A 23213-nucleotide genomic window follows, 5' to 3' on the forward strand; every position below is an offset into this window, starting at 1 on the left:
CCGGCCTTGACTTGATCTGCGCGCGCCATCCTGCACAATCCGCGGTCGGGACGAAGAGGTGGCTGCAGTCGAACTAAAAGGTGGCCCCTCGTCCTTGACACAAACCTCCCCCATGTGAGCAATCCAGCTTCCTTTGTTGCGGCAAAGCTGGATTGCTTCGCTTCGCTCGCAATGACGCCTAGACCTCAAAAACCTGCCCCGGCTTCAGCGCGGTGAATCTTTCCCGCGGCACCTTCGCCTGGTCCAGCGCTTCGCCGAGCGCGATCACCGGCGCGTCGATCGCCTCATCGGTGAGCTGGAACGTGCCGTAATGATGTCCGAGCGCCTGCGCGGCACCGCAATCGGCAAACGCCTGCACCGCGTCCTCCGGATTCATGTGCTGGTCGAGCATGAACCAGCGCGGCTCGTACGCACCGATCGGCAGGATCGCCAGCCGAAGGGGCCCGTGCGCCTCGGCGACGCGGCGGAAATGCGTGCCGTCGCCATAGCCGGAATCGCAGACGATGTAGAGCTTGCCGGCCGGCGTCTCCAGCACGAAGCTCGCCCACAGCGCCTTGTTGCGGTCGAACAGTCCGCGCGCCGACCAGTGCCGCGTGGCGACCAGCGTCACCGCAACGCCATCGCCCAGCGCGACGCGGTCCTGCCAGTCGAAGGCCTCGGCTTTGATGGCATCGTCCGCATCGCGCATGGTGATGTCGTTGCCGAGCGGCGTGATCACCCGCGGCGAGAATTTTGCCGAAAGGCGCGACAAGGTCGCAATATCGAGATGGTCGTAATGGCCATGCGACACCAGCACGACGTCGATTTTCGGCAGCGCGTCGAAGGCAATGCCGGGATCGCAACGGCGCTTCGGGCCCGCAAAGCTCAGCGGAGAGGCGCGCATCGACCAGACGGGATCGACGAGGATATTGAGGCCGGCGGTCTGGATCAGCCAGCTCGCGTGGCCAACGTAGGACAGCCGTACCTTGCTGCCCTCGACGCGCGGCGGCGGGGTGTCGGCATGCGCGTTGGTCACCCATTCCGGCCAGGCCGCGCGCTTGCGCTCGCCGAACTGCCAGCGCAGCACCTCGGCGAGCGACTTCGGCGGCATGCCATCGGCGTCGAAGAAGCGCTCCCCGTCGAAATGATCGGAGATCGGACCGTCATAGGTCTTCATGCGGGAGATCCAGACCGTCGGCACGCCGACCGCGGCGAAGGCACCGGTCAAGAATCCAAGGAGGCGGCGGCGGGTGATCGGCACGGGGCGGGAAACAGTCCTGATGAGGTGCGAATGAAATATATGTCGCAGGCCGGCGAGGAAACTCGGACCGGCGATCAAAATTGCGCTAATGGAATTGTTTCGTAATTACAATATCTTACATTCCCTACTAAATTACCTCCAACCAACTTTCCTTGACTTCCAGCCGACGTGGGTATTAAACCGCGCCACTTCTCGAAGAGATTTTCTTTTCGATCCGCCGACCGGTCTTCGAGGCCGGAGGCCAACGCCCGACAGCGCGATGCGCCCTCGGGCGCGAAAGTGTTTGGTCCGTCATACCCCGCCAACGGGTCTCGCCCTTTTGGCGAGCCCGATGACAGGCTCCGGCGGGGTATCCAGTACGCCGCGGCCTCTCGGCCGATCCGAGATGCTCTGGAATACTGGATCACCCGCCTTCGCGGGTGATGACAAGTGGTGTGTGACGTGAGCGCCTGCGACGTGCAGGACAAAGGACAACGGCATTGTTCGACAATCTGTCGGAAAAGCTTGGCGGCATTCTCGATCGTCTGACGGGGCGCGGTGCGCTGTCGGAGAAGGACGTCGATGCCGCGATGCGCGAGGTGCGCCGCGCGCTGCTGGAGGCCGACGTCGCGCTCGACGTCGTCAGGGGCTTCACCGACCGCGTGCGCGAGCAGGCGATCGGCGCCACCGTCGTCAAGTCGGTCACGCCCGGCCAGATGGTGGTCAAGATCGTCCATGACGAACTGGTCAACACGCTCGGCTCGGACGGCGAGACCATCGACCTCAACGCGGTGCCGCCGGTCGCGATCATGATGGTCGGCCTGCAGGGCTCCGGCAAGACCACCACCACCGCCAAGCTCGCGCGCCGGCTCGTGCAGCGCGACAAGCGCAAGGTGCTGATGGCCTCGCTCGACGTCTATCGCCCCGCGGCGATGGAGCAGCTCGCCGTGCTCGGCCGCGATCTCGACATCCCGACACTGCCGATCGTCGAGGGACAGAAGCCGCCGCAGATCGCCAGGCGTGCGCTGGAAGCCGGCAAGCTCGGCGGCTACGACGTCGTGCTGCTCGACACCGCCGGCCGCACCACGCTCGACGAAGAGATGATGGCGGAGGCGGCGGAGATCAAATCAACTGCCAATCCGCACGAGGTGCTGCTGGTCGCGGATTCCCTCACCGGCCAGGACGCGATCAACCTCGCGCGCTCGTTCGATCAGCGCGTGGGGCTGACCGGCATCGTGCTCACGCGCGTCGACGGCGACGGCCGCGGCGGCGCGGCGCTGTCGATGCGCGCGGTCACCGGCAAGCCGATCAAGCTGATCGGAACCGGCGAGAAGACCGATGCGCTGGAAGATTTCCATCCCTCCCGCATCGCCGGCCGCATCCTCGGCATGGGCGACGTGGTGTCGCTGGTCGAGAAGGCTGCCGCCAATATCGACGCAGAGAAGGCCGCGCGCGCCGCCGAGCGCATGCGCAAGGGCCAGTTCGACCTCAACGACATGCGCGAACAGCTGCAGCAGATGGCGAGCATGGGCGGCATCGGCGGGTTGATGGGCATGATGCCCGGCATCGCCAAGATGAAGAACCAGATCGCGGCCGCGGGGATCGACGACAGGATCATCAAGCGCCAGGTCGCGATCATCGATTCGATGACGCGGCAGGAGCGCAAGAACCCGGATATCCTGAAAGCCAGCCGCAAGAAGCGCATCGCCGCCGGCGCCGGCCAGAACGTCGAGCAGGTCAACAAGCTGCTCAAGATGCACCGGAACATGTCCGACATGATGAAGGCCATGGGCTCCGGCAAGCGCGGGCCGCTCGCCGGCATTGCGCAGGCGATGGGCTTTGGCGGCGGCATGAAGCCGCCTTCGCCGGAAGAGATGAAGGCGCTGGCCGAGAAGATGCAGGGCGCGCCCGGCGGGCTGCCTTCGCTGCCAAAGGATCTTCCTGCGGGCCTGCGTCAGGGCCTGCCGAATCTGCCGGGCCTCACCGGGCTTTCCGGCAAGCCGACGCTGCCGGGCCTCGGCGGCTTTCCGGGGAAGAAGAAATGACCCTTTTCGTCATTGCGAGCGCAGCGAAGCAATCCATGCTTCGCCAAGACAGCTGGATTGCTTCGTCGCTTCGCTCCTCGCAATGACGGCGTGACTAACCAACACAGAGTTCAATTCAACACTTCAGGAGAATCAAATGGCAGTCGTTATCCGCCTCGCGCGCGCAGGCACCAAGAAGCGCCCGGTCTACCACGTCGTCGTTGCCGACTCGCGCTATCCGCGCGATGGACGCTTCATCGAGCGCCTCGGCCACTTCAATCCGCTGCTGCCGAAGGACAATGAGAGCCGCCTCAAGCTCGACCTCGACAAGGTCAAGTCCTGGATGGCCAAGGGCGCGCAGCCCTCGGACCGCGTGATGCGCTTCCTCGACGCCGCCGGCGTTGCCAAGCGCGCCCCGCGCAAGAACCCGGTCAAGGCCGTGCCGCGCAAGGAGCGCAAGGCGCAGGCCGAAGCCGCCGCCAAGTCGGCTTAAGGCTTAGCGGCGCATCGCGGTGGCAGCACCGGTTTGCGTCGCCCGCATCGGCGCTGCGCATGGCGTGCGCGGCGCCGTCAAGCTGTGGACCTTCACCGAAGACCCACTGGCCGTGCAGAGCTACGGCCCGCTGATGACCAAAGACGGCGTGCGCCAGTTCGAGATTGCGAATTTGCGCGCGGCCAAGGATCATCTGGTCGCGACCTTCAAGGGTATCGCGAGCCGCAACGATGCCGAGAAGCTCAACGGCATCGAACTCTACGTGCCGCGCGAAAAATTGCCCGATACCGATGACGGCGAGTACTACCACACCGATCTGATCGGGCTCGCCGCGGTGACTGCCGCCGACGAGCCGCTCGGCCGGGTCGTCGCCATCCATAATTTCGGCGCCGGCGACATCATCGAGATCGCGCCGGCCAAGGGCGCGACCATGCTGCTGCCGTTCAGCAACGCCGTGGTGCCGACCGTCGACATCGCCGGCGGTCGCGTTGTGATCGAACTGCCGCAGGAAATCGAGGGCGAAGAGCCCACCCTTACGTAGGCAGGCTGACATGCCCTGGCGCGCCACCATCCTCACCTTGTTTCCCGAGATGTTTCCGGGACCGCTCGGCGTCAGCCTCGCCGGCAAGGCGCTCGCTTCCGGCCTTTGGGAAATGGAAGCGCGCGACATCCGCGCCTCCGCCACCGACAGGCACCGCAGCGTCGACGACACGCCGGCCGGCGGCGGGCCGGGCATGGTGCTGCGCGCCGACATCCTCGCGGCCGCCATCGACGCGGCCAACATCGCGCCGGACCGCCCTCGGCTCCTGATGAGCCCGCGCGGTCGGCCATTGACCCAGTCGCGCGTGGCGGAACTCGCTAGCGGCCCCGGGCCCCTGATCGTCTGCGGCCGGTTCGAGGGCATCGACCAGCGGGTGATCGACGCCCGCGGCCTGGAGGAGGTTTCCGTCGGCGACTACGTGCTGTCCGGCGGCGAGATCGCCGCCATGACCCTGATCGACGCCTGCGTCCGGCTGATGCCGGGGGTGATGGGCAAGGAGGCCTCGGGGGCCGAGGAAAGCTTTTCCGAAGGACTACTGGAATACCCCCAATATACCCGGCCTCAGCTCTTCGAAGGCCGCAGCATCCCTGAAATCCTCATTTCCGGCGACCATGCCAAGGTTGCGGCGTGGCGGCGGGCGGAATCGGAGGCTTTGACCCGCTTCCGGCGGCCGGATATGTGGGCGGCCCGGGAAAGCGCAAAGGCCGACCAAAAGCCGCCAAAAGGCACGACAAAAGGGTGACAAGCGGCCTTCGATGCCTTATACGACCCGCCAAATCCGCACACGCGCAGGATAGATGGACGATTGCGCAGCCCCCGAAAGGCTGGGCGCGCCTCCGATGGAGATTTCAATGAACCTCATTCAGCAGCTCGAAAAAGAGCAGTTCGACAAGCTCGCCGCCGCCCGGACAGTTCCGGACTTCGCGCCCGGCGACACCGTGATCGTCAACGTCAAGGTCGTCGAAGGCGAGCGCACCCGCGTGCAGGCCTATGAAGGCGTCTGCATCGGCCGTTCCGGCCGCGGCATCAACGAGAGCTTCACCGTGCGCAAGATCTCCTACGGCGAAGGCGTGGAACGCGTGTTCCCCGTGCTGTCGCCGATGATCGACTCGATCAAGGTGGTCCGCCGCGGCAAGGTGCGCCGCGCCAAGCTGTATTACCTGCGCAATCTGCGCGGCAAGTCGGCCCGCATCACCGAGAAGACGGACCGCGCCGCCGCCGTCGGCGAGTAAGCCGTTCTGCAAGGATCGTGACGAAGGCGCGGGGCTCACCCCCGCGCTTTTTTGTTCACTGCTCCCGCCGTCATTGCGAGGAGCAAAGCGACGAAGCAATCCATATATCCGCTATGCGGCACTATGGATTGCTTCGCTTCGCTCGCAATGACGTGGCGGGCGATTGTGGCTATGGCCGTCCCTGTGTTAGAAATTTGGAATGGTTCCAGATTTGACCATCGCCGGACAGCGCATCGCGCCGATCGTGATCGACGATCGCTCGCGCCTGCCCGGCCGCTTCTTTGGGCGCTTTGCGACCTCGGCAACGTCAGAGCTCGGCTGCGCGCTGTAATCGCGCGCGCAATTTCCGTTGATCGGCGCGCGCTCGCGCCCACCCGTTCATATCAATCCGGAGCTCGAAGCTCATGTCCAAACCGACCACGCTGTACGACAAGATCTGGAACGACCATCTGGTGCACGAAGCCCCTGACGGCACCTGCCTGCTCTATATCGACCGCCACCTCGTGCATGAGGTGACCTCGCCGCAGGCTTTCGAGGGCCTGCGCGCCACCGGGCGCAAGGTGCACGCGCCGGAGAAGACGCTCGCCGTCGTCGACCACAACGTTCCCACCACCGACCGCAGCAAGCCCAATCCCGATCCTGAAAGCATCGAGCAGATCAAGGCGCTGGCGGAGAACGCCAAGGAATTCGGCGTCGAGTATTACGACGAGTTCGACAAGCGCCAGGGCATAGTCCACGTCATCGGCCCCGAGCAGGGCTTTACGCTGCCCGGCACCACCATCGTGTGCTGCGACAGCCATACCTCGACGCACGGCGCGTTCGGCGCGCTGGCGCACGGCATCGGCACCTCCGAAGTCGAGCACGTGCTGGCGACGCAGACGCTGATCCAGAAGAAGGCCAGGAACATGCGCGTCACCGTCGACGGCAAGCTGCCCGACGGCGTCACCGGCAAGGACATCATTCTGGCCATCATCGGCGAAATCGGCACCGCCGGCGGCACCGGCTATGTGCTGGAATATGCCGGCGAGGCGATCCGCAACCTGACCATGGAAGGCCGCATGACGGTCTGCAACATGACGATCGAGGGCGGCGCCCGCGCCGGCCTCGTCGCGCCCGACCAGAAGGCGTTCGACTTCCTGCGCGGCCGGCCCAAGGCGCCGAAGGGTGCCGACTGGGATGCGGCGATGCGCTACTGGGAGGCGCTGCGCTCCGACGACGGCGCGCATTTCGACCATGAGCTGCGGCTGGATGCGGCCAAGCTGCCGCCGATCGTGACCTGGGGCACCTCACCGGAGGACGTGATCTCGGTCACCGGCTTCGTGCCCGATCCCGACAAGATCGAGGACGAGGCCAAGCGGCTCTCCAAGCATCGCGCGCTGAAGTATATGGGCCTGACGGCGGGTACCAAGATCACCGACATCAAGCTCGACCGCGTCTTCATCGGCTCCTGCACCAACGGCCGCATCGAGGATTTGCGCGCCGCCGCCAAGATCGCCGAGGGCAAGACCGTCAACGCCAACGTCAACGCCATGATCGTGCCTGGCTCCGGTATCGTGAAGGAGCAGGCGGAAGCCGAAGGCCTCGACAAGATCTTCATTGCGGCCGGCTTCGAATGGCGCGAGCCGGGCTGCTCGATGTGCCTTGCCATGAACCCGGACAAGCTGAAGCCGGAGGAGCGCTGCGCCTCCACCTCGAACCGCAACTTCGAGGGCCGGCAGGGCTTCAAGGGCCGCACCCATCTCGTCTCGCCCGCCATGGCGGCGGCTGCGGCGATCGCCGGGCACTTCGTCGACGTGAGGGAGTGGCGGTAAGCCACTCCCCTACACTTCGACCCATTCCGGCAACGCTCCGTTAAAGGTCCGGGCGCAGACTGTTCCTTCGCACCAGAAGGAGCCGGCCATGGCCGACAAACCGGAATATGTCGATTTAATCAGCGACGCGACACGGCAGAACCGCCGCCGCGCCATGCCTGTCGACGTCGACCCGATGCCCAGCAGCGGCGCCACGAAACGCTCGCGCATGGCGCACACGCCGCCGCGCCTCGAGCGCTGGCGGACGGAAACGCTGACGCCCTGGAAGATCAAGATGAAGTCCTGGAAGTTCGTCGACTGGGACTGAAGCGCGATAGTGATTGGTTGAATCGATCGTCCGGCAGGCTCGGTTCACCTCTCCCTTGGGAGAGGTGAATCCCAATGCCGCTTCAGTTCAACCTAATCTCATCGCGCTCTAAATCATCACCTCACCTAACGAAAACAGGCGCCCGCTCGGGCGCCTGTTTCGCGTTCAGCCGATGGTTTGCTCACCAGTAGTGGACACGCCAGTAGTGGCGACGGTGCCAGTACGGCGGACGGCAGACCCGGCGCGGGCCCCAGTAGGTCCAGACGATCCGGCAAACGCGATAGGGACGATAGTAGCGCGGATAGTAGCCATAGTAGGCCGGCGCGAAGTAGCGCCGATGATGGAAATGCCGGCGGTGGAAATAGGGCCGGTGATAGGCGTAGCGATGCACGCGGTAGCCGCCGAAGCGGTGATACCCGCCGCCGCGATAAACATGGGCCGCCCGGAAGCCGCCGCCACGATAGGCGTGAACGGGACGGAATCCGCCGCCACGATATCCGTGGAGGCCTCCGCGGTGCACAGCCCGGAAACCTCCGCCGCCGCCGTGAAATCCGCGGAAGCCGCCACCATGAACGCCGCCGCCCCGGAAACCACCACCGCCGCCACGGAAGCCGCCACCGCCGCCACGCCCGTTGCGCACCTCGATGGTCAGACCTTCGCTTGCGAATTTCGCAGACGGCGCCGCGGCGGGACTTGCCGGCGACAGCGCCTCGGCGCGCCCGTGAGAAAGTGCCGTCGCTGCGACTGCAACGACAGCCACCAGCCCCGCGCGACGGACAAGTCCGCGCGCGGTTCCCGACATCATCTTCATTGCCAGAAACCTCCCGGCTCGTGCGGGAGGCCATGCCCGCCCCCAACGCACATCCACTCGCAGTCGCACCCGGCGTGACGCTAGTGACGCCGAGGTGAACGCGCCATGAATGGCCTGACCGCAAGGATGAACGAGCCGCGCGACTTTCCGGCGCGCCTCACCAGAACGGACCGAACCCGAAGCCGAACATGAACGGCGCCGGCGCGTAATAGGGATACGGCCGGTAATAGTAGGGCCGCGCGTAGTAGGGCGCGTAATAGGGCCGGGCGTAATAGCCGTACGGGCGGTAGTACGGACGATAGTAAGGGCGGTAGCCGTAGTAGCGGCGATAACGGCGGTGCGCACTGAAGTCGGTTGCATCCGACGTCGCCGTTTGCGCCTTTGCCTGCGGAGCAGCCTTCGTGTCCGCGGCCGCCGCTGGGCCGCTGAACGCCAGCGCTGTTGCAACCAGGGTCACGCCAATCCACGCTTTCATGCTTTTCTCCTCTCCAACGCTATGCTGGCTTCCGGACCGCGGACGTAGCGAAGCTCTGCCCGCTTGCCGGTCATAGGCGCAGTTTGCGCCGACATCGCCTCCGGACCTTGATCAACCTCAAGACAGCAGGATCCGGCGATGCCCGATGCTCTAGCCGGGCCGCCAGTAGCAGTTCATGCGCGGGGTGATCACCGTGCCGCTCGGCCGGGCTTCCTGCACATAGTAGGCGTTGCACTCGCGCACCGCATTGGGCCCCGGATTGTAACGCGGATAGACGTCGGGAACGTAATGCTCGCGCGGATAGACCGGTACGCGACGGTAATTCCGCCGCGGCGGCACGTAGTCGGGCGCAGCCTGCGCGACGCGCAGCTCCGGCGAGGCGGCCTGCGCCCGGGCGTCTTCCGCCCGCAGCATGAGAACAGCGAAAACCGGGAGCAGGCCCGCCGTCACAATCCGCCTCATCACGCCCATCCGAACCTCATTGCAGGCCTTAAAGTCTCCGATTGCCCAGCCGAGGTCAACCGCCGCCCGCGGCCAAACCGGCATGGACTTGCGCGGAACCGGCGGTAAATAGAAGGGCATGTGGACCAAGACCAAAGCCCCGTCGCTCGAAGAGATGGAAGCCATGGCGCACGAGATCTTCGAGCGCCTGCCGAGGACCTTCCGCAGGCTGTGCGAGGGGGTGATCATCCGCGTCGACGATTTCCCGACCGACGAGGTCCTCGACGAGATGCAGGCGCAAAGCGAGTTCGACCTGCTCGGCCTGTTTCAGGGCGTGGGGCTACCGCACCAGAGCAGCCAGGACATTGCGCGGCTGCCCAACATGGTCTGGCTCTACCGCCGGCCGATCCTGGACTATTGGGCCGAGCATGAGGAGACGCTCGGCCATATCGTCCGCCATGTGCTGATCCACGAAATCGGCCACCATTTCGGCCTCTCGGATGCCGATATGGAGGCGATTGAGGCGTCCGCGGGATAGCCCTGCGCAATTAGGGCCTTTGAAGGCGGCCCCGTTTCCGATAAACCAGCGGCCCTAGACGGCCCTGTTCCCCAAATTCCGACCGGGAAATGCATCGATGGACAAGTTCACCACGCTGGAAGGCGTCGCGGCGCCCCTGAAGATCGTCAATGTCGATACCGACATGATCATCCCCAAGCAGTACCTGAAGACCATCAAGCGCACCGGCCTCGGCAAGGGGCTCTTCTCCGAGCAGCGCTACAAGGATGACGGCAGCGAGAACGAGGATTTCATCCTCAACAAGCCGGCCTATCGGGGCGCCAAGGTGCTGGTCGCCGGCGACAATTTCGGCTGCGGCTCGAGCCGCGAGCATGCCCCCTGGGCGCTGCTCGACTTCGGCATCCGCTGCGTGATCTCGACCTCGTTCGGCGACATCTTCTACAACAACTGCTTCAAGAACGGCATTCTGCCGATCCGCGTGTCGCAAGCGGACCTCGACAAGCTGTTCGACGACGCCGAGCGCGGCGCCAACGCCACCCTGACCATCGACCTGCCGAACCAGGAGATCCGCGGCCCCGACGGCGGCAAAGTGAAGTTCGAGATCGATCCGTTCCGCAAGCACTGCCTGCTCAACGGCCTCGACGACATCGGGCTCACGATGGAGAAGAAGACGTCGATCGACGCTTACGAGGCCAAGCTCAAGAAAGAGCGTGCCTGGGCGTAAGCTTTTCACGCGAACCAGTTTCCTCTTCGCTTGAAAGCGCTATGCCCTGCCGAGGGTGACGCATGCGTCCTGACATCGTCACCTTCTGGCACGGCCCGCTCGACCGGCTGCGAACGCTCTGCCTGCGCTCGCAGCTCGCCGCCGGCCACAAGGTTACAGTCTACAGCTTCGATCCTTTGCCCGGCCTGCCGGACGGCATCGCCAACGCCGAGGCGGAAGCCGTACTGCCGCATGTCTTCTCGGAAAAGATCCGGCCGCCGCAGCCGGACGGTTCCTGGCGCGACTGGACCACGCTGCAATTTTCCGACTTCTTCCGCATGCGGCTGATGGCGCAGAAGGCGGGACTCTGGCTCGACGCCGACGTGCTGCTGCTCAAGCCGATCGAGATCGATGCGGCAAAGCCGTACTTCGCCTGGGAGCGGCCGCGGCAACTCGGCAATTCCGTGCTCTATCTGCCCGCGAACGATTCCATCGTCACGGCATTCTCCGAATTGATGGCGCAGGAAGAGCTGACGCCGAACTGGCTGTCGCTGCGCCATCGCATGGTGTTTGCGATGCGTCGCCTGCGTGGCGGCTCGCAGCGTCTCTCCGACATCCGTGTCGCGATCTACGGCCCGGCCTCGCTCACGGCGCTCGCGCAACGCAACGGGGAGATTGCGCAGGCGCTGCCGAAGCAATCCTTCTATGCCGTGCACGCCGAACCAAGGCTGTTCTTCGAGCCGTCCGACTTTTCCAGACTGATTGCCGACCCCGGCGTGATCGGCCTGCACATCTCGCCGAAAGGCCGCGGCAATCAGGCGCCGTTGCCCGGCAGTCTGTACGCCTGGGCGACGGAGCGCTTCGGCTGAAGCGTCGGACGCTGCGCGGTCTTGATCTGCCGCAACACGCCTTGCCCGCTACTCTGGTGATATGGCGCAACTCAGCATATCGACCGGAAGGCCGTCATGACCGTGAAGCATGAAACTCCTTATCCTACTGTCGAGTTCGTCATCGGCAAGTTCGTCGACTGGCTGAAGCACCGCCGGGAACTGAGTGAAATCCGCCGGATGAACCGGGCCGATTTCGACACCATCGCCCAGGATTTGCGCGTTTCACCGGACGATCTCCAAAGGCTGGTCGAGGCGGGGCCGCACAGCGCCGACGAAATGCCGAAAATGCTGGAGGCGCTCGGTATCGATCTGGAAGATCTGGCGCGTACCAAACCCTTGCTGGTGCGCGACATGGAGCGGGTCTGCGGCCTGTGCCGAGACAAGGCGCAATGCCACAGCGATCTCGCCGCTGGTACGGCCGCGGAGCACTACAAGGAGTACTGTCCCAACGCACCGACCATCGAGGCCTTGGGCGAACCCGTCAGGCACTAGTTTAGCGGAGTCTCGACGCCGCCATGTCGCGCCGTGCATGGATTCACATTCTCATCGGGCTGGCGATCGCGCTCGCGGCGTTGCTGTTGATCCGCCTTCACGTGGCCGACGGCGCTCCGCGGCCGGACGACGCGTCCGCCGGGCGCCGTCTTGCGGAAGCCTGGTGCAGCGAATGTCACGCGCTGGAAGCAACCGGCCCAGGCACGTCCAGCCGCGCGCCCGACTTCGTGCAGATTGCCAACCGGACCTCGACCACGGAGCTGTCGCTGAAAGTCTTCTTCCGCACCAGTCACCGCAGCATGCCGAACATCATCATCGCGCCGGATCAGGCCGATGACCTCGCGCAATTCATCCTCGGCCTCAAACGGGACCGATAGCGGTCAGGCCATCGCCGCGATCGCGTCCGCGATCGCGATCGTACGCCGCGCCATGTCGGCATGCAGCCGCTCCACCATGCGGCCATCGAGCTGAATCGCGCCGCGCGAAGCATTCTCCGGCTTCTCGAACGCCGCGATGATCTTGCGTGCCAGCTCCACCTCTTCCGCCGGTGGCGTGAAGATGGCGTTGCAGGCCGCAATGTGGCTCGGATGGATCAGCGTCTTGCCGTCGAAGCCGAGGTCGCGGCCCTGCGCACATTCGGCGGCAAAGCCGTCGACATTGGCGATGTCGCCGTAAGGACCGTCGAGGATTTCCAGCCCGTGCGCGCGGGTGGCGAGGACGCAATGGGTGATCATCGGGATCATTTCGGCCCGGCCCGGCTTCATGCGGATGCGCGTCTCCCGCGAAATGTCGTACGGACCGAACACGAAGCCGGCCAGCCGCATCTCGGAATCGCGCGAGGCGGCCGCGATCCCTTCGGCGTCGAGCACCGCGCGCGCGGTCTCGATCATGGCCCAGACCCGGATCGACTGATCGGCATTGATGTCGCTGAGCCGGTCGGCGATCGCCGTGAGGTCGGCGACGCTGGATATCTTCGGCACCAGAACGCCGTCGGGCCTGGCCTTTCCGGCCATATTGAGGTCGTCGATCCACCAGGGCGTATCGAGCGCATTGATGCGGATCAGCACTTCGCGCTTGCCAAATCCTCTGGCCGCCACCGCCTGCGCGATCTGGTCGCGCGCCACCGCCTTGGCATCGGGCGCGACCGCGTCCTCGAGGTCGAGGATCACGCCGTCGACCGGCAGGTTGCGCGCCTTTTCCAGCGCCCGGGCATTGGATCCCGGCATGAACAACAGGCTGCGGCGCGGACGAATCATGACGGTTCCCCGGAGATATCCTCGAGACGCTGCCGATAGCACTCCGTTGTGCTTCCTGAAAGCCTTGTTCCGCAAGGCGGCTTATGGTTAGGCAAGTGCCATGGCACCCTTCCCGCAGCGTCTCCTCGACGGCTACCGCGCCTTCACCACGCAGCGACTGCCGACAGAGCAGACCCGATACCGCGAGCTGTCCGAGCGCGGGCAATCGCCGGCCGTGATGGTGGTCGGCTGCTGCGATTCCCGCGTCTCGCCGGAGGTGATCTTCGACGCCGGTCCGGGCGAATTGTTCGTGGTGCGCAACGTCGCCAACCTGGTGCCGGTCTATGCGCCGGACAGCGGCACCCATGGTGTCTCGGCCGCGCTGGAATATGCCGTCAACGTCTTGCAGGTGAAGCACATCGTCGTGCTCGGCCACGCCCAATGCGGCGGCATCCGCGCCTTTATCGACAAGATCAAGCCGCTGTCGCCGGGCGATTTCATCGGCCGCTGGATGTCGATGTTCATCAAGCCGGGCGAGGTGGTCGAGCAGCGCGGCCACGAGACCATGCACGATTTCACGGTGCGCATCGAGAAGGCCGCGGTCCATCGCAGCCTGGAGAACCTGATGACGTTCCCCTTTGTGCGCGAGCGCGTGGAGAAAGGCGCGATGGATCTGCACGGCGCCTATTTCGGCGTCGCCGAAGGCTCGCTATTCGTGCTCGATCAGGAAGCCAAGGAATTCAGGAGCGCTCGCGAAGCGCTCGCTGGCGAATAGGGAGTAGCGAATGGCGAATGGAAGTTCTGTTCGCTACTCGCTACTCGCCATTCGCTACTCACCGCCGTGGTCGCCGCCGCTGTACCGATCGGCGAACGCGAGCATGAAAGCCGAGAACACGAACGCCAGGTGCACGCCGACCAGCCAGGCAAGCTTGGTCGAATCGAAATTGGTCTCGATGTTCATGAAGGCCTTGAGCACCTGGATCGCCGAGATCGCGACGATCGAGGCCAGCAGCTTCTGCTTCAGCCCGCCGAAATGGATCTTGGTCATCCAGTCCGGCCAGTCCGGATGGCCGCCGGGATCGATCTTGGAGACGAAGTTCTCGTAGCCCGAGAACACCACGATCAGGATCAGATTGCCGGTCAGCGAGATGTCGATCAGCGACAACACGCCGAGGATGATGTCGCTTTCCTTCGAGCCGGGCGCGTGGACGATGAACTCCCACAGCACCATGCAGAACTTCAGCAGCAGCACGGCCAGGCTGACGACGAGGCCGAAATAGAACGGCGCCATCAGCCAGCGGCTGTTGAAGATCAGGCCCTCAAAACCCCTCTCGACGCGCTTGGCGGTCGGGTTTGGCTGATAGGCGGGCGCCGGCTGTTCGGTCATTCGCGACTCCCCGGCTTCCGCGCTACGCCGCCTTCTTCTTGGCGGTGATCAGCTTGCGGTTGATCAGGACTTCCGCGATCTGGATTGCGTTGAGCGCCGCGCCCTTGCGCAGATTGTCGGAGACGCACCACAGCACCAGCCCGTTCTCCACCGTCGCGTCCTCGCGGATGCGGCTGATATAGGTGGCGTCCTCGCCGGCCGCCTCGTAGGGCGTGACGTAGCCGCCCGGCTCCAGCTTGTCGATGACGAGGCAGCCCGGCGCCCGGCGCAGGATGTTACGCGCCTCGTCCGCCGTGATCGGGTTTTCAAACTCGATGTTGACGGCCTCGGAGTGGCCGACGAACACCGGCACGCGCACGCAGGTGGCGGACAGCTTGATCTTCGGATCGAGTATCTTCTTGGTCTCCGCCATCATCTTCCATTCTTCCTTGGTGTAGCCGTCCTCCATGAAGACGTCGATGTGGGGGATGACGTTGAAGGCGATGCGCTTGGGGAATTTCTTGTTGACCAGCTCGTCATTGGTGTAGACCGCCTTGGTCTGCGAGAACAGTTCGTCCATCGCATCCTTGCCGGCGCCCGACACCGACTGATAGGTCGACACGACGACGCGCTTGATGGTCGCCTTGTCATGCAGGGGCTTGAGCGCGACGACGAGTTGCGCGGTCGAGCAGTTGGGATTCGCGATGATGTTCTTCCTGGTGTAACCGGCCGCGGCGTCCGCATTCACTTCCGGCACGATCAGCGGCACGTCGGGATCCATGCGCCAGGCCGAGGAATTGTCGATCACCACGGCGCCGGCGGCGCCGATCTTCGGCGACCATTCCTTCGACACCGAGCCGCCCGCCGACATCAGGCAGATGTCGACGTCGGAGAAGTCGTAATGCTCCAGCGCCTTGACCTTCAGGGTGCGGTCGCCATAGGAGACCTCGACGCCGACGCTGCGGCGCGAGGCGAGGGCTACGACCTCGTCGGCAGGGAATTTCCGCTCATCCAGGATGTTGAGCATCTCGCGCCCGACATTGCCGGTGGCGCCGACCACTGCGACCTTGTAACCCATCGTTCACTCTCCGAAGAAAAATGCCTCACCCACGCCCGCGGCGGAAAGGGAAGAGGCAGCGCTTCTATGCGAGAAACGCCCTTAACACAACGTTAGACGCGTTTTTCGGGTCGTTGATGCAGCCGTCTCGCGCCGTTCCGGCCGCGCCTCATTATACCGGCGGATTCCTGCCCGTGCTGAAGAGCGTGGCGGACGAGCTGTGCGCGACGCTGGCCCGGCTGATCGCCTATCTCTGCACGCTGGCGCTGCTCTTCATCCTCGGCGTCTATCTCTGGGACCAGCTGCCGGACATGCATTCGGACGCCTCTTCCCGGCCGGAATGGACGGTAGCCACCCGCTCGACCCCGGCTTTTGCCAGCAACCAGTATGATTTGTCATACGAAACAAGGTCTTATCGGATCCTCCGGCATCCGGAGGGCGGCCGAAGGGACGTGCTGCGCTGGAATGTTGCGAACGGGCAGCCCATTGCAGAGCTGAAAATCTACCGGCCGGGTGCCGAATTCGAGCAGCTGACGGCACCCGACAGGACGGGCATGATCGACAGCAAGTTCGGACCTGTCACCCTTCTCCACCTGGGTGACGGCGCCTGCCTCGGCTTTCTCAAGACCGTCGAGCAGCCGGCCTTGCGCATTTCCGGCTACGTCTGCCAGGGCGAAACGCTTCCTGCCCGCAGTGCGGCGATCGCCTGCATGCTCAACCGCCTGAGCCTGGTTGCCGCCGGCAACGACGCCAAACTCGCCGAATTGTTCGCGCGCGCCGAGCTGAAGCGCGCGGACTGCCGCACCGACTGGGTATCGGGTGCCGGCAAGCCTTCTCTGCGCGGCGCGATCTGAACGCCGTGCCCCGGCCAAGCTGCTGGTTTTCATGCAACTTTTAACCTCACGGGCGCATTATCCGTGCCGGGTGTGGCCCATTTGACCTAGTGGGGTTACGCCCCCGGCGGCTAGGATGGCCGCAAATTGGACACGGGCGCCTGCCAGTTCCGGCAGGTGCAACGATGAGGACGCGAATGACCCCCAAAATCCCAATGCTGTTTGCAGCAATCGCCGTCCTCGCGATCGGCGTGCTGCCCGCAAGCGCACAGCAGACCCGGATGCAATACGACAAGAACGGCCGCGTCTATTATGGCCCGGGCGGTCCGAACCGCGTCATCCAGCAGGGCCCGAACACCCGCGTCTACATCACGACGCGCTCCTGGCTCGACGCCGGCACCGAAGTGCTGCCGGGCGAGCGCAAGTTCCAGGACTACGCCTTCCCGCCGGAGATCGGCTACCCGACCTTCGCCCGCGAGAACCGCCAGCGGCCGATCGACCGCCAGCCGCTCAGCACGCCTGCCGATCTCGGCGGCTATCCAACGCGCTTCCCGCTTTATTGATTTCTCTTCGCTGACGAAAAAGCCCGGCGCGCGCCGGGCTTTTTTTGTTGTCAGTGCAGCTTCTGCAGCTCTTTCAAGATCGCCTCGCCCATCTGCTGGGTGCTGGCCGACGTCGTGCCTTCCGACTTGATATCCGCCGTGCGCAGGCCGCTGGCGAGCACCGCTGCGATGGCCTGATCGACCTTGTCGGCGAGCGCGCCCATGTCGAAAGAATAGCGCAGCGCCATGCCGAAGGAGGAAATCATCGCAATCGGATTGGCGAGGCCCTTGCCGGCGATGTCGGGCGCAGAGCCGTGCACCGGCTCGAACAGCGAGCGGCGCTTTTTCGTCTTCGCGTCGATCTCGCCGAGCGAAGCCGACGGCAGCATGCCGAGCGAGCCGGTCAGCATCGCCGCGATATCGGAGAGCATGTCGCCGAACAAATTGTCGGTGACGATGACGTCGAACTGCTTCGGCCATTTCACCAGCATCATGCCGCCGGAGTCGGCGAGCTGGTGCTCCAGCGTGACGTCCTTGTATTCGCGCGCATGCAACTGCGTCATCACCTCGTTCCAGAGCACGCCCGACTTCATGACGTTGCGCTTTTCCATCGAGGTGACCTTGTTGCGGCGCTTGCGCGCCAGATCGAAGGCGACGCGGCCGATCCGCTCGATCTCGTAGGTGTCGTACACCTGGGTGTCGATGGCGCGCTTCTGGCCGTTGCCAAGGTCGGTGATGGTCTTGGGCTCGCCGAAATAGACGCCGCCGGTGAGCTCGCGCACGATCATGATGTCGAGGCCTTCCACCGCCTCGCGCTTCAGGCTGGAAGCGTCCGCCAGCGCCGGGTAGCACACGGCGGGACGCAGGTTCGCGAACAGGCCGAGATCCTTGCGCAGGCGGAGCAGGCCTGCTTCCGGCCGCGCCTCATAAGGCACCGCGTCCCATTTCGGGCCACCGACCGCGCCGAAGATCACGGCATCAGCAGCCTTGGCCACGTCCATGGTCGCGTCCGTGATGCTCTGCTTGCTCGCGTCGTAGGCCGCGCCGCCGACCAGCCCCTCCTCGGTCTCGAAGGAGGCAATGCCCTCCTTGTTCAGCCAGCCGATCAGGCGCTTCACCTCGCCCATCACTTCGGGGCCGATGCCGTCGCCGGGCAGAAGCAGCAGTTTATGGGTCGCCATAGAATCGATCCTCGTAAATCCCGTCATGGCGAGGCCCATCCCGGCCATCCACGTCTTGCGTCGCTACTGCTGGGAAGACGTGGATGCCCGGCACAAGGCCGGGCATGACGCTAAAGGGGTAATCCGAGCGGAGTGCTAGAACGCCGAGCGCGGATTGGCAAGGCGCTCGCCAGCAGCGGGAAAATCGGTTTCAATACATCCGTCGCAAGACGGAACGCATGACCGCAGCCATCCTGTTTGCCTTTGCGTCCGCAGCCTTCCTGGGTGCGGCCGTGGTGACCTCCCAACTCGGCCTGCGGACGATGGAGCCGCTGTCGGGGGCTGCCGTCAGCATGCCGGCCTTTGCCCTGCTGTTCCTGCTGCTTTCGCCAATCCTCCTCGCCGGCGAGCCGGTGGTCTGGCGGGGCCTGCCGATCTTCGCTGCGATCGGCCTGTTCTTTCCGGCCAGCCTGACGCTGCTCGCCTTCGCCTCCAACCGGGCGCTCGGGCCGGTGATCACCTCGACGCTCGGCAACCTCGCGCCATTGTTTTCGGTTGCGCTCGCGATAGCGCTGCTGAACGAGCCGCTGCGGCCGGTGCAGGCGGCCGGTCTCGCGATCGCCGTGGCCGGCGCCGTCATCATCTCCGTCACCCGGCCGCGCGATCTCGGCCACTGGCGAAGTTTTGCGCTGCTGCTGCCGCTCGCCGCCGCCCTGGTCCGCGGCGTGATCCCGCCGATCGTCAAGCTCGGGCTTGAAGTGTGGCCGAGCCCGCTCTGGGCGACCTTCATCGGCTACGTCACGTCGTCGCTGGTGGTGCTCGCAGTGCAGCGCGTCCGCGCGGGGAGTTTCATTGCGAAGGCGCCGGCATCGGGCCTGCTGTGGTTCGTCGTCACCGGCATCGCCAGCGGCCTCGCGACCCTCATGATGTTCGCCGCCGTGCGCCACGGTCCGATCACGCTGGTCGCGCCGATCGTGGCGGTCTATCCGCTGGTCACCGTGCTGATGAGCAAGCTCATGCTCAAGCACATCGCGATCACTCCGCGGATCGTCGGCGGCACCGTGCTCACCGTCGCCGGCGTCGCGCTGGTGCTGGCGGGCTGAGATTGTTGCGCTCAAGGCAACGCACCTCTGCAGGCAGCGTCCTGTGCAGGCACTTCGCGGCCTGCCACAGTGCGTCACTTGCCGGAGTCCTTCGTGAAATCCCCCGATCGCTCCCAATCCTACCCGCATCCCGCGCGGCTGATCCTGATCCTGTCGCTGGCGCCGACCATCGGGCTCGGCATCGGCCGCTTCGCCTATGCGCTGGTGCTGCCCGACATGCGCGACTCCCTGTCGTGGTCCTATTCGGCGGCCGGCTTCATGAACACGATCAATGCCGTCGGCTATCTTGCCGGCGCCCTGACCGCCTCGCCCCTGATCAAGCGCTTTGGCCTTTCGCGAAGCGTGGTCTGGGGCACCGCCGCCTGCGTGGCGTCGCTGGCGCTGTGCGCGCTGACCGGTAACTTCGTTGCACTGAGCTTCGCGCGGCTGCTGGCGGGCTTTGCGGCGGCTGCCGGCTTCGTCGGCGGCGGCGCGCTCGCGGCAACGATCGCGCAGACGCGCCCCTCGCGCGCCAACTTCCTGCTCAGCCTGTTCTATGCGGGACCCGGCGTCGGCATCCTGGCTTCCGGATTGATCGCGCCCTATACGCTGCAGGCCTTCGGTCCGGGCTCGTGGTGGATCGTATGGTGGGCGCTGACGGCCCTCTCCCTGATCATGATCCTGCCGCTGTGGCTGGCGCCGCTCGGCGGCAACGGTCAATTCGACAGTGCCGTGCGCGTGAAATTCTCCGTCCGGCCCGTGCTGATCTATCTCTTCGCCTATTTCCTGTTCGGTGCGGGCTACATCGCCTACATGACCTTCATGATCGCCTATGTGCGCGATGGCGGCGGCGGCGCATCGGCGCAGGCGACGTTCTGGGGCCTGATCGGCATCTCCGCTTTCGCCACGCCGTGGGTCTGGCGACGGGTGCTGGCGCTCGACCGCGGCGGGCTTGCCACCACTATCATCCTCGGCACCAATGCGATCGGCGCGGCGCTGCCGATCTTCGGCCATTCGCCGATTCTGCTCGCCATCTCCGCGCTGGTATTCGGCGTCGCGTTCTTTGCGGTGGTGGGATCGACCACGGCGTTCGTGCGCCTCAACTATCCTCCGTCCGAATGGCCCGCCGGCATCGCGGCGCTGACCATCGCGTTCGGCATCGGCCAGACGCTCGGCCCGATTGCGGTCGGCGCGATCACGGATGCGGTGGGGAGTCTTTCATCCGCACTCAATGTATCGGCTGCAATGCTGGCGCTTGGCGCAATTCTCTCGGCATTTCAGCGCAAGCTGACGAAGATTTCGTAGGGTGGGCAAAGGCGCGATCGCGCCGTGCCCACCTTCGCTTGATCCGGTGCAAGACAGGTGGGCACGCTTTCGCTTTTCCCACCCTACAAGAATCTCAGCTCCCGCTGAACGAATTGTACCCCTGGTCCTCCCAGAAGCCGCCCTTGTAGTCGTTGGTGACTTCCATCGAGATCACGTATTTCGGGTTCTTGAAGCCGAGCTTGGTCGGCACGCGGATCTTCATCGGGAAGCCGTAGGCGCGTGGCAGGATCTCGTCGGCGAATTTGAACGTCATCTGGGTCTGCGGATGCAGCGCGCTCGCCATGTCGAGCGGCGAGTTGTAGCCGTCCTTGTCGGCGCACTGGAACCAGACATATTTGGCGCGCGTATCGGCGCCGATCAGTTTCAGGAAGTCGCGCAGCGGCGTGCCGGTCCAGCTGCCGATCGCGCTCCAGCCTTCCACGCAGATGTGCCGGGTGACCTGCTTGACCTGCGGCAGCGCGTAGAGCTCATCCAGTGTCCAGGACTTCTTGTTGTCGACGAGGCCGCGCACTTCCAGTTTCCAGCTCTTGCCGTCGACCTCGGGGGCTTCGTCGAGGCCGTAATAGGCGTTGAACGGGAACGGCTTCATCACCATGCTTTCGGGATAGGTCGGCGCCAGCGCGTTCGGATTGAACATGGCGGCCTGCACGGCATCGTTGAACTTCGACACCTGCTTCAGCATTTCCTCGGCGGAGAAACTGTCGACGACGTCGCAGCCGGTCAGCAGCGTCAGCGCGCCGAGGCTGGCGCCGCCCGAGATGAAGCGGCGGCGGGTGAGGTCGGGCATCGCCCTGGCGGCGTCGCGGACGAGCAATTGCTTGTCGACACCGGGGATGATGAGCGAGCGTTTGCGGGACATGCGATCCTCCCAAATGTCTCAGCGGCCGATGATCATGGCGCGCAGGCTCTTCGGCACGATCAGCGCCAGGACCACATGCACCACCATGAAGGCGACGATCGCCGCCATGCAGAAGAAATGAACGTAACGCGCGGCATCGTAGCCGCCGAACAGCGCGGTCAGCCATTGCAGTTGCACCGGCTTCCAGATCGCAAGACCGGACAGCACGACCAGCACGCCGACGACGATGACGCCGGCATAGAGCAGCTTCTGCACGGAATTGTACTTGGAGAGATCGTCGTGCGAAAGCTTGCCGGTGAGCGCGGCCTTGGTATCGGAGATCACGCCCTCCGGCGTGATCGGCAGCAGCTTCTTGCGGAAGCGGCCGGTGGCGAAACCAAGCGCGAGATAGATGAGGCCGTTCACCATCAGGAGCCACATCGCGGCGAAGTGCCACAGCAGCGCGCCGCCGAGCCATCCGCCGAGCGTGATGGTCCTGGAGAAGGTGAAGTCGAACAGCGGATGGGCATTGTAGATCTGCCAGCCCGACATGATCATCAGGATCATGGCAAAGGCGTTGACCCAGTGCAGGATCCGCACCCAGGCCGGCTGAATGGCTTTCGCCTTGCCCGATGTGGCCGACGTGGCTTGCTCGTTGCTGACGGTCAGGCTCGACATGATCAGGTTCCCAGCTCATTCGTTCCGAGGCCGATTACCGGTTTATACGCCGGAAACCGCCTTTCCGTTACAACCCCGTGCCTATCTGTTTCATGCACGGGGCCTATCGTGGTCACAAGAAAGCGAGCCGGGTCGCCCCGGCTCGCCTCCCGTCACGCGTCCTGCTTTTGGGGCTGGTCAGAACGCGGGGTTATCAGGACGCCGGCATCAGCACGGTGTCGACCACATGGATCACACCGTTGGACTGGTTGACGTTCGAGATCGTGACCATCGACTGGCCGCCCTTGGCGTCGATGATCCAGACCTTGTCGCCCTGGTGCTTGACGGAGAGCTCTTCACCCTCGGCGGTCTTCAGCTTCATGCCGTCCTTGAGGTCGGAAGCGGCGAGCTTGCCGGGCACGACATGGTAGGTGAGGATCTTGGTCAGGGTCGCCTTGTTCTCAGGCTTGACCAGCGTGTCGACCGTGCCGGCCGGCAGCTTGCCGAACGCGGCGTTGGTCGGCGCGAACACCGTGAACGGACCCTTGCCTTCGAGGGTTCCGACCAGGCCCGCGGCCTTCACGGCGGCGACCAGCGTGGTGTGGTCCTTGGAGTTGACGGCGTTCTGGATGATGTTCTTGGAGGGGAACATCGCCGCTCCGCCGACCATCACGGTCTTCTCCTGCGCGGAAACCGGCGCAGCAACGGTCGCGGTGAGGGCGAGCGCCGCAAACGCAGCGGCGGACAGCAGGGCAATACGCTTCGACATTGGATAGTCTCCCGATGATTGAGCTGGCCGGCGGGCCATCCGCCGGCGATGCAAACAACGGCGTCGTCATTGTGGGTGAGACAGCGTCGTCGTTGGCCGAACTACGGGAGGTTTTTCGGGTGGTTTCGGGCAAAAAAATCTTTGTGATTTTTGAAACTAACGGATGCGGTGATCGTGCGGCGCTCGTCGGATTTGTAGGGTGGGCAAAGGCGCGCTTACGCCGTGCCCACCTTCACGGTTCGTGCTCTGGAAGGTGGGCACGCTACGAGGCTGGGCAAATATTCAATCGGCCATCGACGCAGTAGAAATCCATTCGCAGTCCGACGCCATAGCGCCGAAAATATTCTGTTGCCGTCATTGCGCAAGCAGTGCAGAGAATGAACTTTCTACGA

The 23213-nt window shown here is 64.6% G+C and carries 29 protein-coding genes; 18 read left to right on the top strand and 11 right to left on the bottom strand.

Annotation, left to right across the window (positions count from 1 at the left end; genetic code table 11):
- Positions 1-178 precede the first annotated feature (178 nt).
- Positions 179-1240, bottom strand: a complete 1062-nt coding sequence (locus tag ACT4OC_RS08870; RefSeq protein WP_444838601.1) for an MBL fold metallo-hydrolase — start codon at positions 1238-1240, stop codon at positions 179-181.
- A 479-nt stretch (positions 1241-1719) separates the two neighbouring features.
- Here ACT4OC_RS08870 and ffh point away from each other — a divergent pair, with 479 nt between their 5' ends.
- The 8 genes from ffh to ACT4OC_RS08910 all read left to right on the top strand — a co-directional run bounded on the left by ffh (position 1720) and on the right by ACT4OC_RS08910 (position 7627).
- A complete protein-coding gene (ffh, locus tag ACT4OC_RS08875; RefSeq protein ID WP_444838602.1) occupies positions 1720-3264 on the top strand; it encodes a signal recognition particle protein in 1545 nt (514 codons plus the stop codon).
- A 136-nt stretch (positions 3265-3400) separates the two neighbouring features.
- Positions 3401-3736, top strand: coding sequence for a 30S ribosomal protein S16 (rpsP, locus tag ACT4OC_RS08880; RefSeq protein WP_444838603.1), 336 nt, complete (start codon positions 3401-3403; stop codon positions 3734-3736).
- 19 nt (positions 3737-3755) lie between these two features.
- Positions 3756-4277 carry a ribosome maturation factor RimM gene (gene rimM / locus ACT4OC_RS08885; RefSeq protein WP_444838604.1) on the top strand — a complete coding sequence of 174 codons (522 nt, stop codon included), beginning with the start codon at positions 3756-3758 and terminating at the stop codon, positions 4275-4277.
- A gap of 10 nt (positions 4278-4287) precedes the next feature.
- Positions 4288-5019: a tRNA (guanosine(37)-N1)-methyltransferase TrmD gene (gene trmD, locus ACT4OC_RS08890; RefSeq protein ID WP_444838605.1), complete on the top strand. Its 732-nt coding sequence runs from the start codon at positions 4288-4290 to the stop codon at positions 5017-5019.
- 109 nt (positions 5020-5128) lie between these two features.
- Complete coding sequence (gene rplS / locus ACT4OC_RS08895) at positions 5129-5509, top strand: 50S ribosomal protein L19 (RefSeq protein ID WP_444838606.1); 381 nt, start codon at positions 5129-5131, stop codon at positions 5507-5509.
- A gap of 199 nt (positions 5510-5708) precedes the next feature.
- Positions 5709-5840 carry a hypothetical protein gene (locus ACT4OC_RS08900; RefSeq protein WP_444838607.1) on the top strand — a complete coding sequence of 44 codons (132 nt, stop codon included), beginning with the start codon at positions 5709-5711 and terminating at the stop codon, positions 5838-5840.
- Between the two features lie 73 nt (positions 5841-5913).
- A complete protein-coding gene (leuC, locus tag ACT4OC_RS08905; RefSeq protein ID WP_444838608.1) occupies positions 5914-7320 on the top strand; it encodes a 3-isopropylmalate dehydratase large subunit in 1407 nt (468 codons plus the stop codon).
- A gap of 88 nt (positions 7321-7408) precedes the next feature.
- Entirely contained in the window at positions 7409-7627 is a 219-nt protein-coding gene (locus ACT4OC_RS08910) for a hypothetical protein (RefSeq protein ID WP_444838609.1), read from the top strand.
- A 181-nt stretch (positions 7628-7808) separates the two neighbouring features.
- On the opposite strand, the gene ACT4OC_RS08915 is transcribed toward ACT4OC_RS08910, so the two are convergent.
- From ACT4OC_RS08915 to ACT4OC_RS08925, 3 genes are all read right to left on the bottom strand, one after another.
- Positions 7809-8438, bottom strand: coding sequence for a hypothetical protein (locus ACT4OC_RS08915; protein WP_444838610.1), 630 nt, complete (start codon positions 8436-8438; stop codon positions 7809-7811).
- A gap of 157 nt (positions 8439-8595) precedes the next feature.
- Positions 8596-8913, bottom strand: coding sequence for a hypothetical protein (locus tag ACT4OC_RS08920; protein ID WP_444838611.1), 318 nt, complete (start codon positions 8911-8913; stop codon positions 8596-8598).
- Positions 8914-9063: 150 nt separating this feature from the next.
- Positions 9064-9375: a hypothetical protein gene (locus ACT4OC_RS08925; RefSeq protein WP_444838612.1), complete on the bottom strand. Its 312-nt coding sequence runs from the start codon at positions 9373-9375 to the stop codon at positions 9064-9066.
- A 118-nt stretch (positions 9376-9493) separates the two neighbouring features.
- On the opposite strand from ACT4OC_RS08925, the gene ACT4OC_RS08930 reads away from it, so the two are divergent.
- The 5 genes from ACT4OC_RS08930 to ACT4OC_RS08950 all read left to right on the top strand — a co-directional run bounded on the left by ACT4OC_RS08930 (position 9494) and on the right by ACT4OC_RS08950 (position 12333).
- Positions 9494-9892 (top strand): metallopeptidase family protein, encoded by a 399-nt coding sequence (locus ACT4OC_RS08930; protein WP_444838613.1) that lies wholly within the window; start codon positions 9494-9496, stop codon positions 9890-9892.
- A 97-nt stretch (positions 9893-9989) separates the two neighbouring features.
- Positions 9990-10595: a 3-isopropylmalate dehydratase small subunit gene (gene leuD, locus ACT4OC_RS08935; protein ID WP_444838614.1), complete on the top strand. Its 606-nt coding sequence runs from the start codon at positions 9990-9992 to the stop codon at positions 10593-10595.
- 62 nt (positions 10596-10657) lie between these two features.
- Positions 10658-11443, top strand: a complete 786-nt coding sequence (locus ACT4OC_RS08940) for a hypothetical protein (RefSeq protein WP_444838615.1) — start codon at positions 10658-10660, stop codon at positions 11441-11443.
- Between the two features lie 96 nt (positions 11444-11539).
- Complete coding sequence (locus ACT4OC_RS08945) at positions 11540-11956, top strand: DUF6455 family protein (protein WP_444838616.1); 417 nt, start codon at positions 11540-11542, stop codon at positions 11954-11956.
- A gap of 23 nt (positions 11957-11979) precedes the next feature.
- A complete protein-coding gene (locus ACT4OC_RS08950) occupies positions 11980-12333 on the top strand; it encodes a c-type cytochrome (RefSeq protein ID WP_444838617.1) in 354 nt (117 codons plus the stop codon).
- A 3-nt stretch (positions 12334-12336) separates the two neighbouring features.
- On the opposite strand, the gene ACT4OC_RS08955 is transcribed toward ACT4OC_RS08950, so the two are convergent.
- On the bottom strand, positions 12337-13212 hold the full coding sequence (locus ACT4OC_RS08955) for an HpcH/HpaI aldolase/citrate lyase family protein (RefSeq protein WP_444838618.1): 876 nt from the start codon (positions 13210-13212) through the stop codon (positions 12337-12339).
- 100 nt (positions 13213-13312) lie between these two features.
- On the opposite strand from ACT4OC_RS08955, the gene ACT4OC_RS08960 reads away from it, so the two are divergent.
- The gene (locus ACT4OC_RS08960) at positions 13313-13966 is read left to right on the top strand and encodes a carbonic anhydrase (RefSeq protein ID WP_444838619.1); all 654 of its coding nucleotides are present in this window, start codon (positions 13313-13315) and stop codon (positions 13964-13966) included.
- 54 nt (positions 13967-14020) lie between these two features.
- Here the strand turns inward: ACT4OC_RS08960 and ACT4OC_RS08965 are convergent, their stop codons facing one another.
- Together ACT4OC_RS08965 and ACT4OC_RS08970 are read right to left on the bottom strand one after the other, a co-directional pair.
- A complete protein-coding gene (locus ACT4OC_RS08965; RefSeq protein WP_444838620.1) occupies positions 14021-14578 on the bottom strand; it encodes a TIGR00645 family protein in 558 nt (185 codons plus the stop codon).
- 22 nt (positions 14579-14600) lie between these two features.
- A complete protein-coding gene (locus ACT4OC_RS08970) occupies positions 14601-15635 on the bottom strand; it encodes an aspartate-semialdehyde dehydrogenase (protein ID WP_444838621.1) in 1035 nt (344 codons plus the stop codon).
- A 116-nt stretch (positions 15636-15751) separates the two neighbouring features.
- Between ACT4OC_RS08970 and ACT4OC_RS08975 the strand changes: the two genes are divergently transcribed.
- Positions 15752-16468, top strand: coding sequence for a hypothetical protein (locus tag ACT4OC_RS08975; RefSeq protein WP_444838622.1), 717 nt, complete (start codon positions 15752-15754; stop codon positions 16466-16468).
- Between the two features lie 176 nt (positions 16469-16644).
- Positions 16645-17010, top strand: coding sequence for a hypothetical protein (locus ACT4OC_RS08980; RefSeq protein WP_444838623.1), 366 nt, complete (start codon positions 16645-16647; stop codon positions 17008-17010).
- A gap of 50 nt (positions 17011-17060) precedes the next feature.
- Here the strand turns inward: ACT4OC_RS08980 and leuB are convergent, their stop codons facing one another.
- Positions 17061-18170 carry a 3-isopropylmalate dehydrogenase gene (gene leuB / locus ACT4OC_RS08985; RefSeq protein ID WP_444838624.1) on the bottom strand — a complete coding sequence of 370 codons (1110 nt, stop codon included), beginning with the start codon at positions 18168-18170 and terminating at the stop codon, positions 17061-17063.
- Positions 18171-18388: 218 nt separating this feature from the next.
- Here leuB and ACT4OC_RS08990 point away from each other — a divergent pair, with 218 nt between their 5' ends.
- Both ACT4OC_RS08990 and ACT4OC_RS08995 read left to right on the top strand, forming a co-directional pair.
- Positions 18389-19252 carry an EamA family transporter gene (locus ACT4OC_RS08990; RefSeq protein WP_444838625.1) on the top strand — a complete coding sequence of 288 codons (864 nt, stop codon included), beginning with the start codon at positions 18389-18391 and terminating at the stop codon, positions 19250-19252.
- A gap of 93 nt (positions 19253-19345) precedes the next feature.
- On the top strand, positions 19346-20536 hold the full coding sequence (locus ACT4OC_RS08995; protein WP_444838626.1) for a YbfB/YjiJ family MFS transporter: 1191 nt from the start codon (positions 19346-19348) through the stop codon (positions 20534-20536).
- 94 nt (positions 20537-20630) lie between these two features.
- On the opposite strand, the gene ACT4OC_RS09000 is transcribed toward ACT4OC_RS08995, so the two are convergent.
- The 3 genes from ACT4OC_RS09000 to ACT4OC_RS09010 form a co-directional block, all read right to left on the bottom strand.
- On the bottom strand, positions 20631-21416 hold the full coding sequence (locus ACT4OC_RS09000) for a molybdopterin-dependent oxidoreductase (RefSeq protein WP_444838627.1): 786 nt from the start codon (positions 21414-21416) through the stop codon (positions 20631-20633).
- Positions 21417-21434: 18 nt separating this feature from the next.
- Complete coding sequence (locus ACT4OC_RS09005) at positions 21435-22073, bottom strand: cytochrome b/b6 domain-containing protein (RefSeq protein WP_444838628.1); 639 nt, start codon at positions 22071-22073, stop codon at positions 21435-21437.
- Between the two features lie 193 nt (positions 22074-22266).
- Entirely contained in the window at positions 22267-22821 is a 555-nt protein-coding gene (locus tag ACT4OC_RS09010; protein ID WP_444838629.1) for a fasciclin domain-containing protein, read from the bottom strand.
- Positions 22822-23213: the final 392 nt, after the last annotated feature.

Origin of the sequence: Bradyrhizobium sp., assembly GCF_052389815.1 — a bacterium.
Lineage (GTDB): Bacteria > Pseudomonadota > Alphaproteobacteria > Rhizobiales > Xanthobacteraceae > Bradyrhizobium.

Coding starts and splice junctions, on each gene's coding strand:
- ACT4OC_RS08925 (WP_444838612.1), bottom strand. CDS start 9,375: ATGAGGCGGATTGTGACGGCGGGCCTGCTCCCGGTTTTCGCTGTTCTC.
- rpsP (WP_444838603.1), top strand. CDS start 3,401: ATGGCAGTCGTTATCCGCCTCGCGCGCGCAGGCACCAAGAAGCGCCCG.
- ACT4OC_RS08980 (WP_444838623.1), top strand. CDS start 16,645: ATGACCCCCAAAATCCCAATGCTGTTTGCAGCAATCGCCGTCCTCGCG.
- leuB (WP_444838624.1), bottom strand. CDS start 18,170: ATGGCGACCCATAAACTGCTGCTTCTGCCCGGCGACGGCATCGGCCCC.
- ACT4OC_RS08910 (WP_444838609.1), top strand. CDS start 7,409: ATGGCCGACAAACCGGAATATGTCGATTTAATCAGCGACGCGACACGG.
- ACT4OC_RS08900 (WP_444838607.1), top strand. CDS start 5,709: ATGGTTCCAGATTTGACCATCGCCGGACAGCGCATCGCGCCGATCGTG.
- leuC (WP_444838608.1), top strand. CDS start 5,914: ATGTCCAAACCGACCACGCTGTACGACAAGATCTGGAACGACCATCTG.
- ACT4OC_RS09000 (WP_444838627.1), bottom strand. CDS start 21,416: ATGTCCCGCAAACGCTCGCTCATCATCCCCGGTGTCGACAAGCAATTG.
- ACT4OC_RS08970 (WP_444838621.1), bottom strand. CDS start 15,635: ATGGGTTACAAGGTCGCAGTGGTCGGCGCCACCGGCAATGTCGGGCGC.
- ACT4OC_RS09010 (WP_444838629.1), bottom strand. CDS start 22,821: ATGTCGAAGCGTATTGCCCTGCTGTCCGCCGCTGCGTTTGCGGCGCTC.
- ACT4OC_RS08955 (WP_444838618.1), bottom strand. CDS start 13,212: ATGATTCGTCCGCGCCGCAGCCTGTTGTTCATGCCGGGATCCAATGCC.
- ACT4OC_RS08940 (WP_444838615.1), top strand. CDS start 10,658: ATGCGTCCTGACATCGTCACCTTCTGGCACGGCCCGCTCGACCGGCTG.
- ACT4OC_RS08915 (WP_444838610.1), bottom strand. CDS start 8,438: ATGAAGATGATGTCGGGAACCGCGCGCGGACTTGTCCGTCGCGCGGGG.
- ACT4OC_RS08990 (WP_444838625.1), top strand. CDS start 18,389: ATGACCGCAGCCATCCTGTTTGCCTTTGCGTCCGCAGCCTTCCTGGGT.
- ACT4OC_RS08920 (WP_444838611.1), bottom strand. CDS start 8,913: ATGAAAGCGTGGATTGGCGTGACCCTGGTTGCAACAGCGCTGGCGTTC.
- ACT4OC_RS08930 (WP_444838613.1), top strand. CDS start 9,494: ATGTGGACCAAGACCAAAGCCCCGTCGCTCGAAGAGATGGAAGCCATG.
- rplS (WP_444838606.1), top strand. CDS start 5,129: ATGAACCTCATTCAGCAGCTCGAAAAAGAGCAGTTCGACAAGCTCGCC.
- ACT4OC_RS09005 (WP_444838628.1), bottom strand. CDS start 22,073: ATGTCGAGCCTGACCGTCAGCAACGAGCAAGCCACGTCGGCCACATCG.
- ACT4OC_RS08960 (WP_444838619.1), top strand. CDS start 13,313: ATGGCACCCTTCCCGCAGCGTCTCCTCGACGGCTACCGCGCCTTCACC.
- trmD (WP_444838605.1), top strand. CDS start 4,288: ATGCCCTGGCGCGCCACCATCCTCACCTTGTTTCCCGAGATGTTTCCG.
- ACT4OC_RS08950 (WP_444838617.1), top strand. CDS start 11,980: ATGTCGCGCCGTGCATGGATTCACATTCTCATCGGGCTGGCGATCGCG.
- ACT4OC_RS08965 (WP_444838620.1), bottom strand. CDS start 14,578: ATGACCGAACAGCCGGCGCCCGCCTATCAGCCAAACCCGACCGCCAAG.
- ACT4OC_RS08975 (WP_444838622.1), top strand. CDS start 15,752: ATGCAGCCGTCTCGCGCCGTTCCGGCCGCGCCTCATTATACCGGCGGA.
- leuD (WP_444838614.1), top strand. CDS start 9,990: ATGGACAAGTTCACCACGCTGGAAGGCGTCGCGGCGCCCCTGAAGATC.
- ACT4OC_RS08945 (WP_444838616.1), top strand. CDS start 11,540: ATGACCGTGAAGCATGAAACTCCTTATCCTACTGTCGAGTTCGTCATC.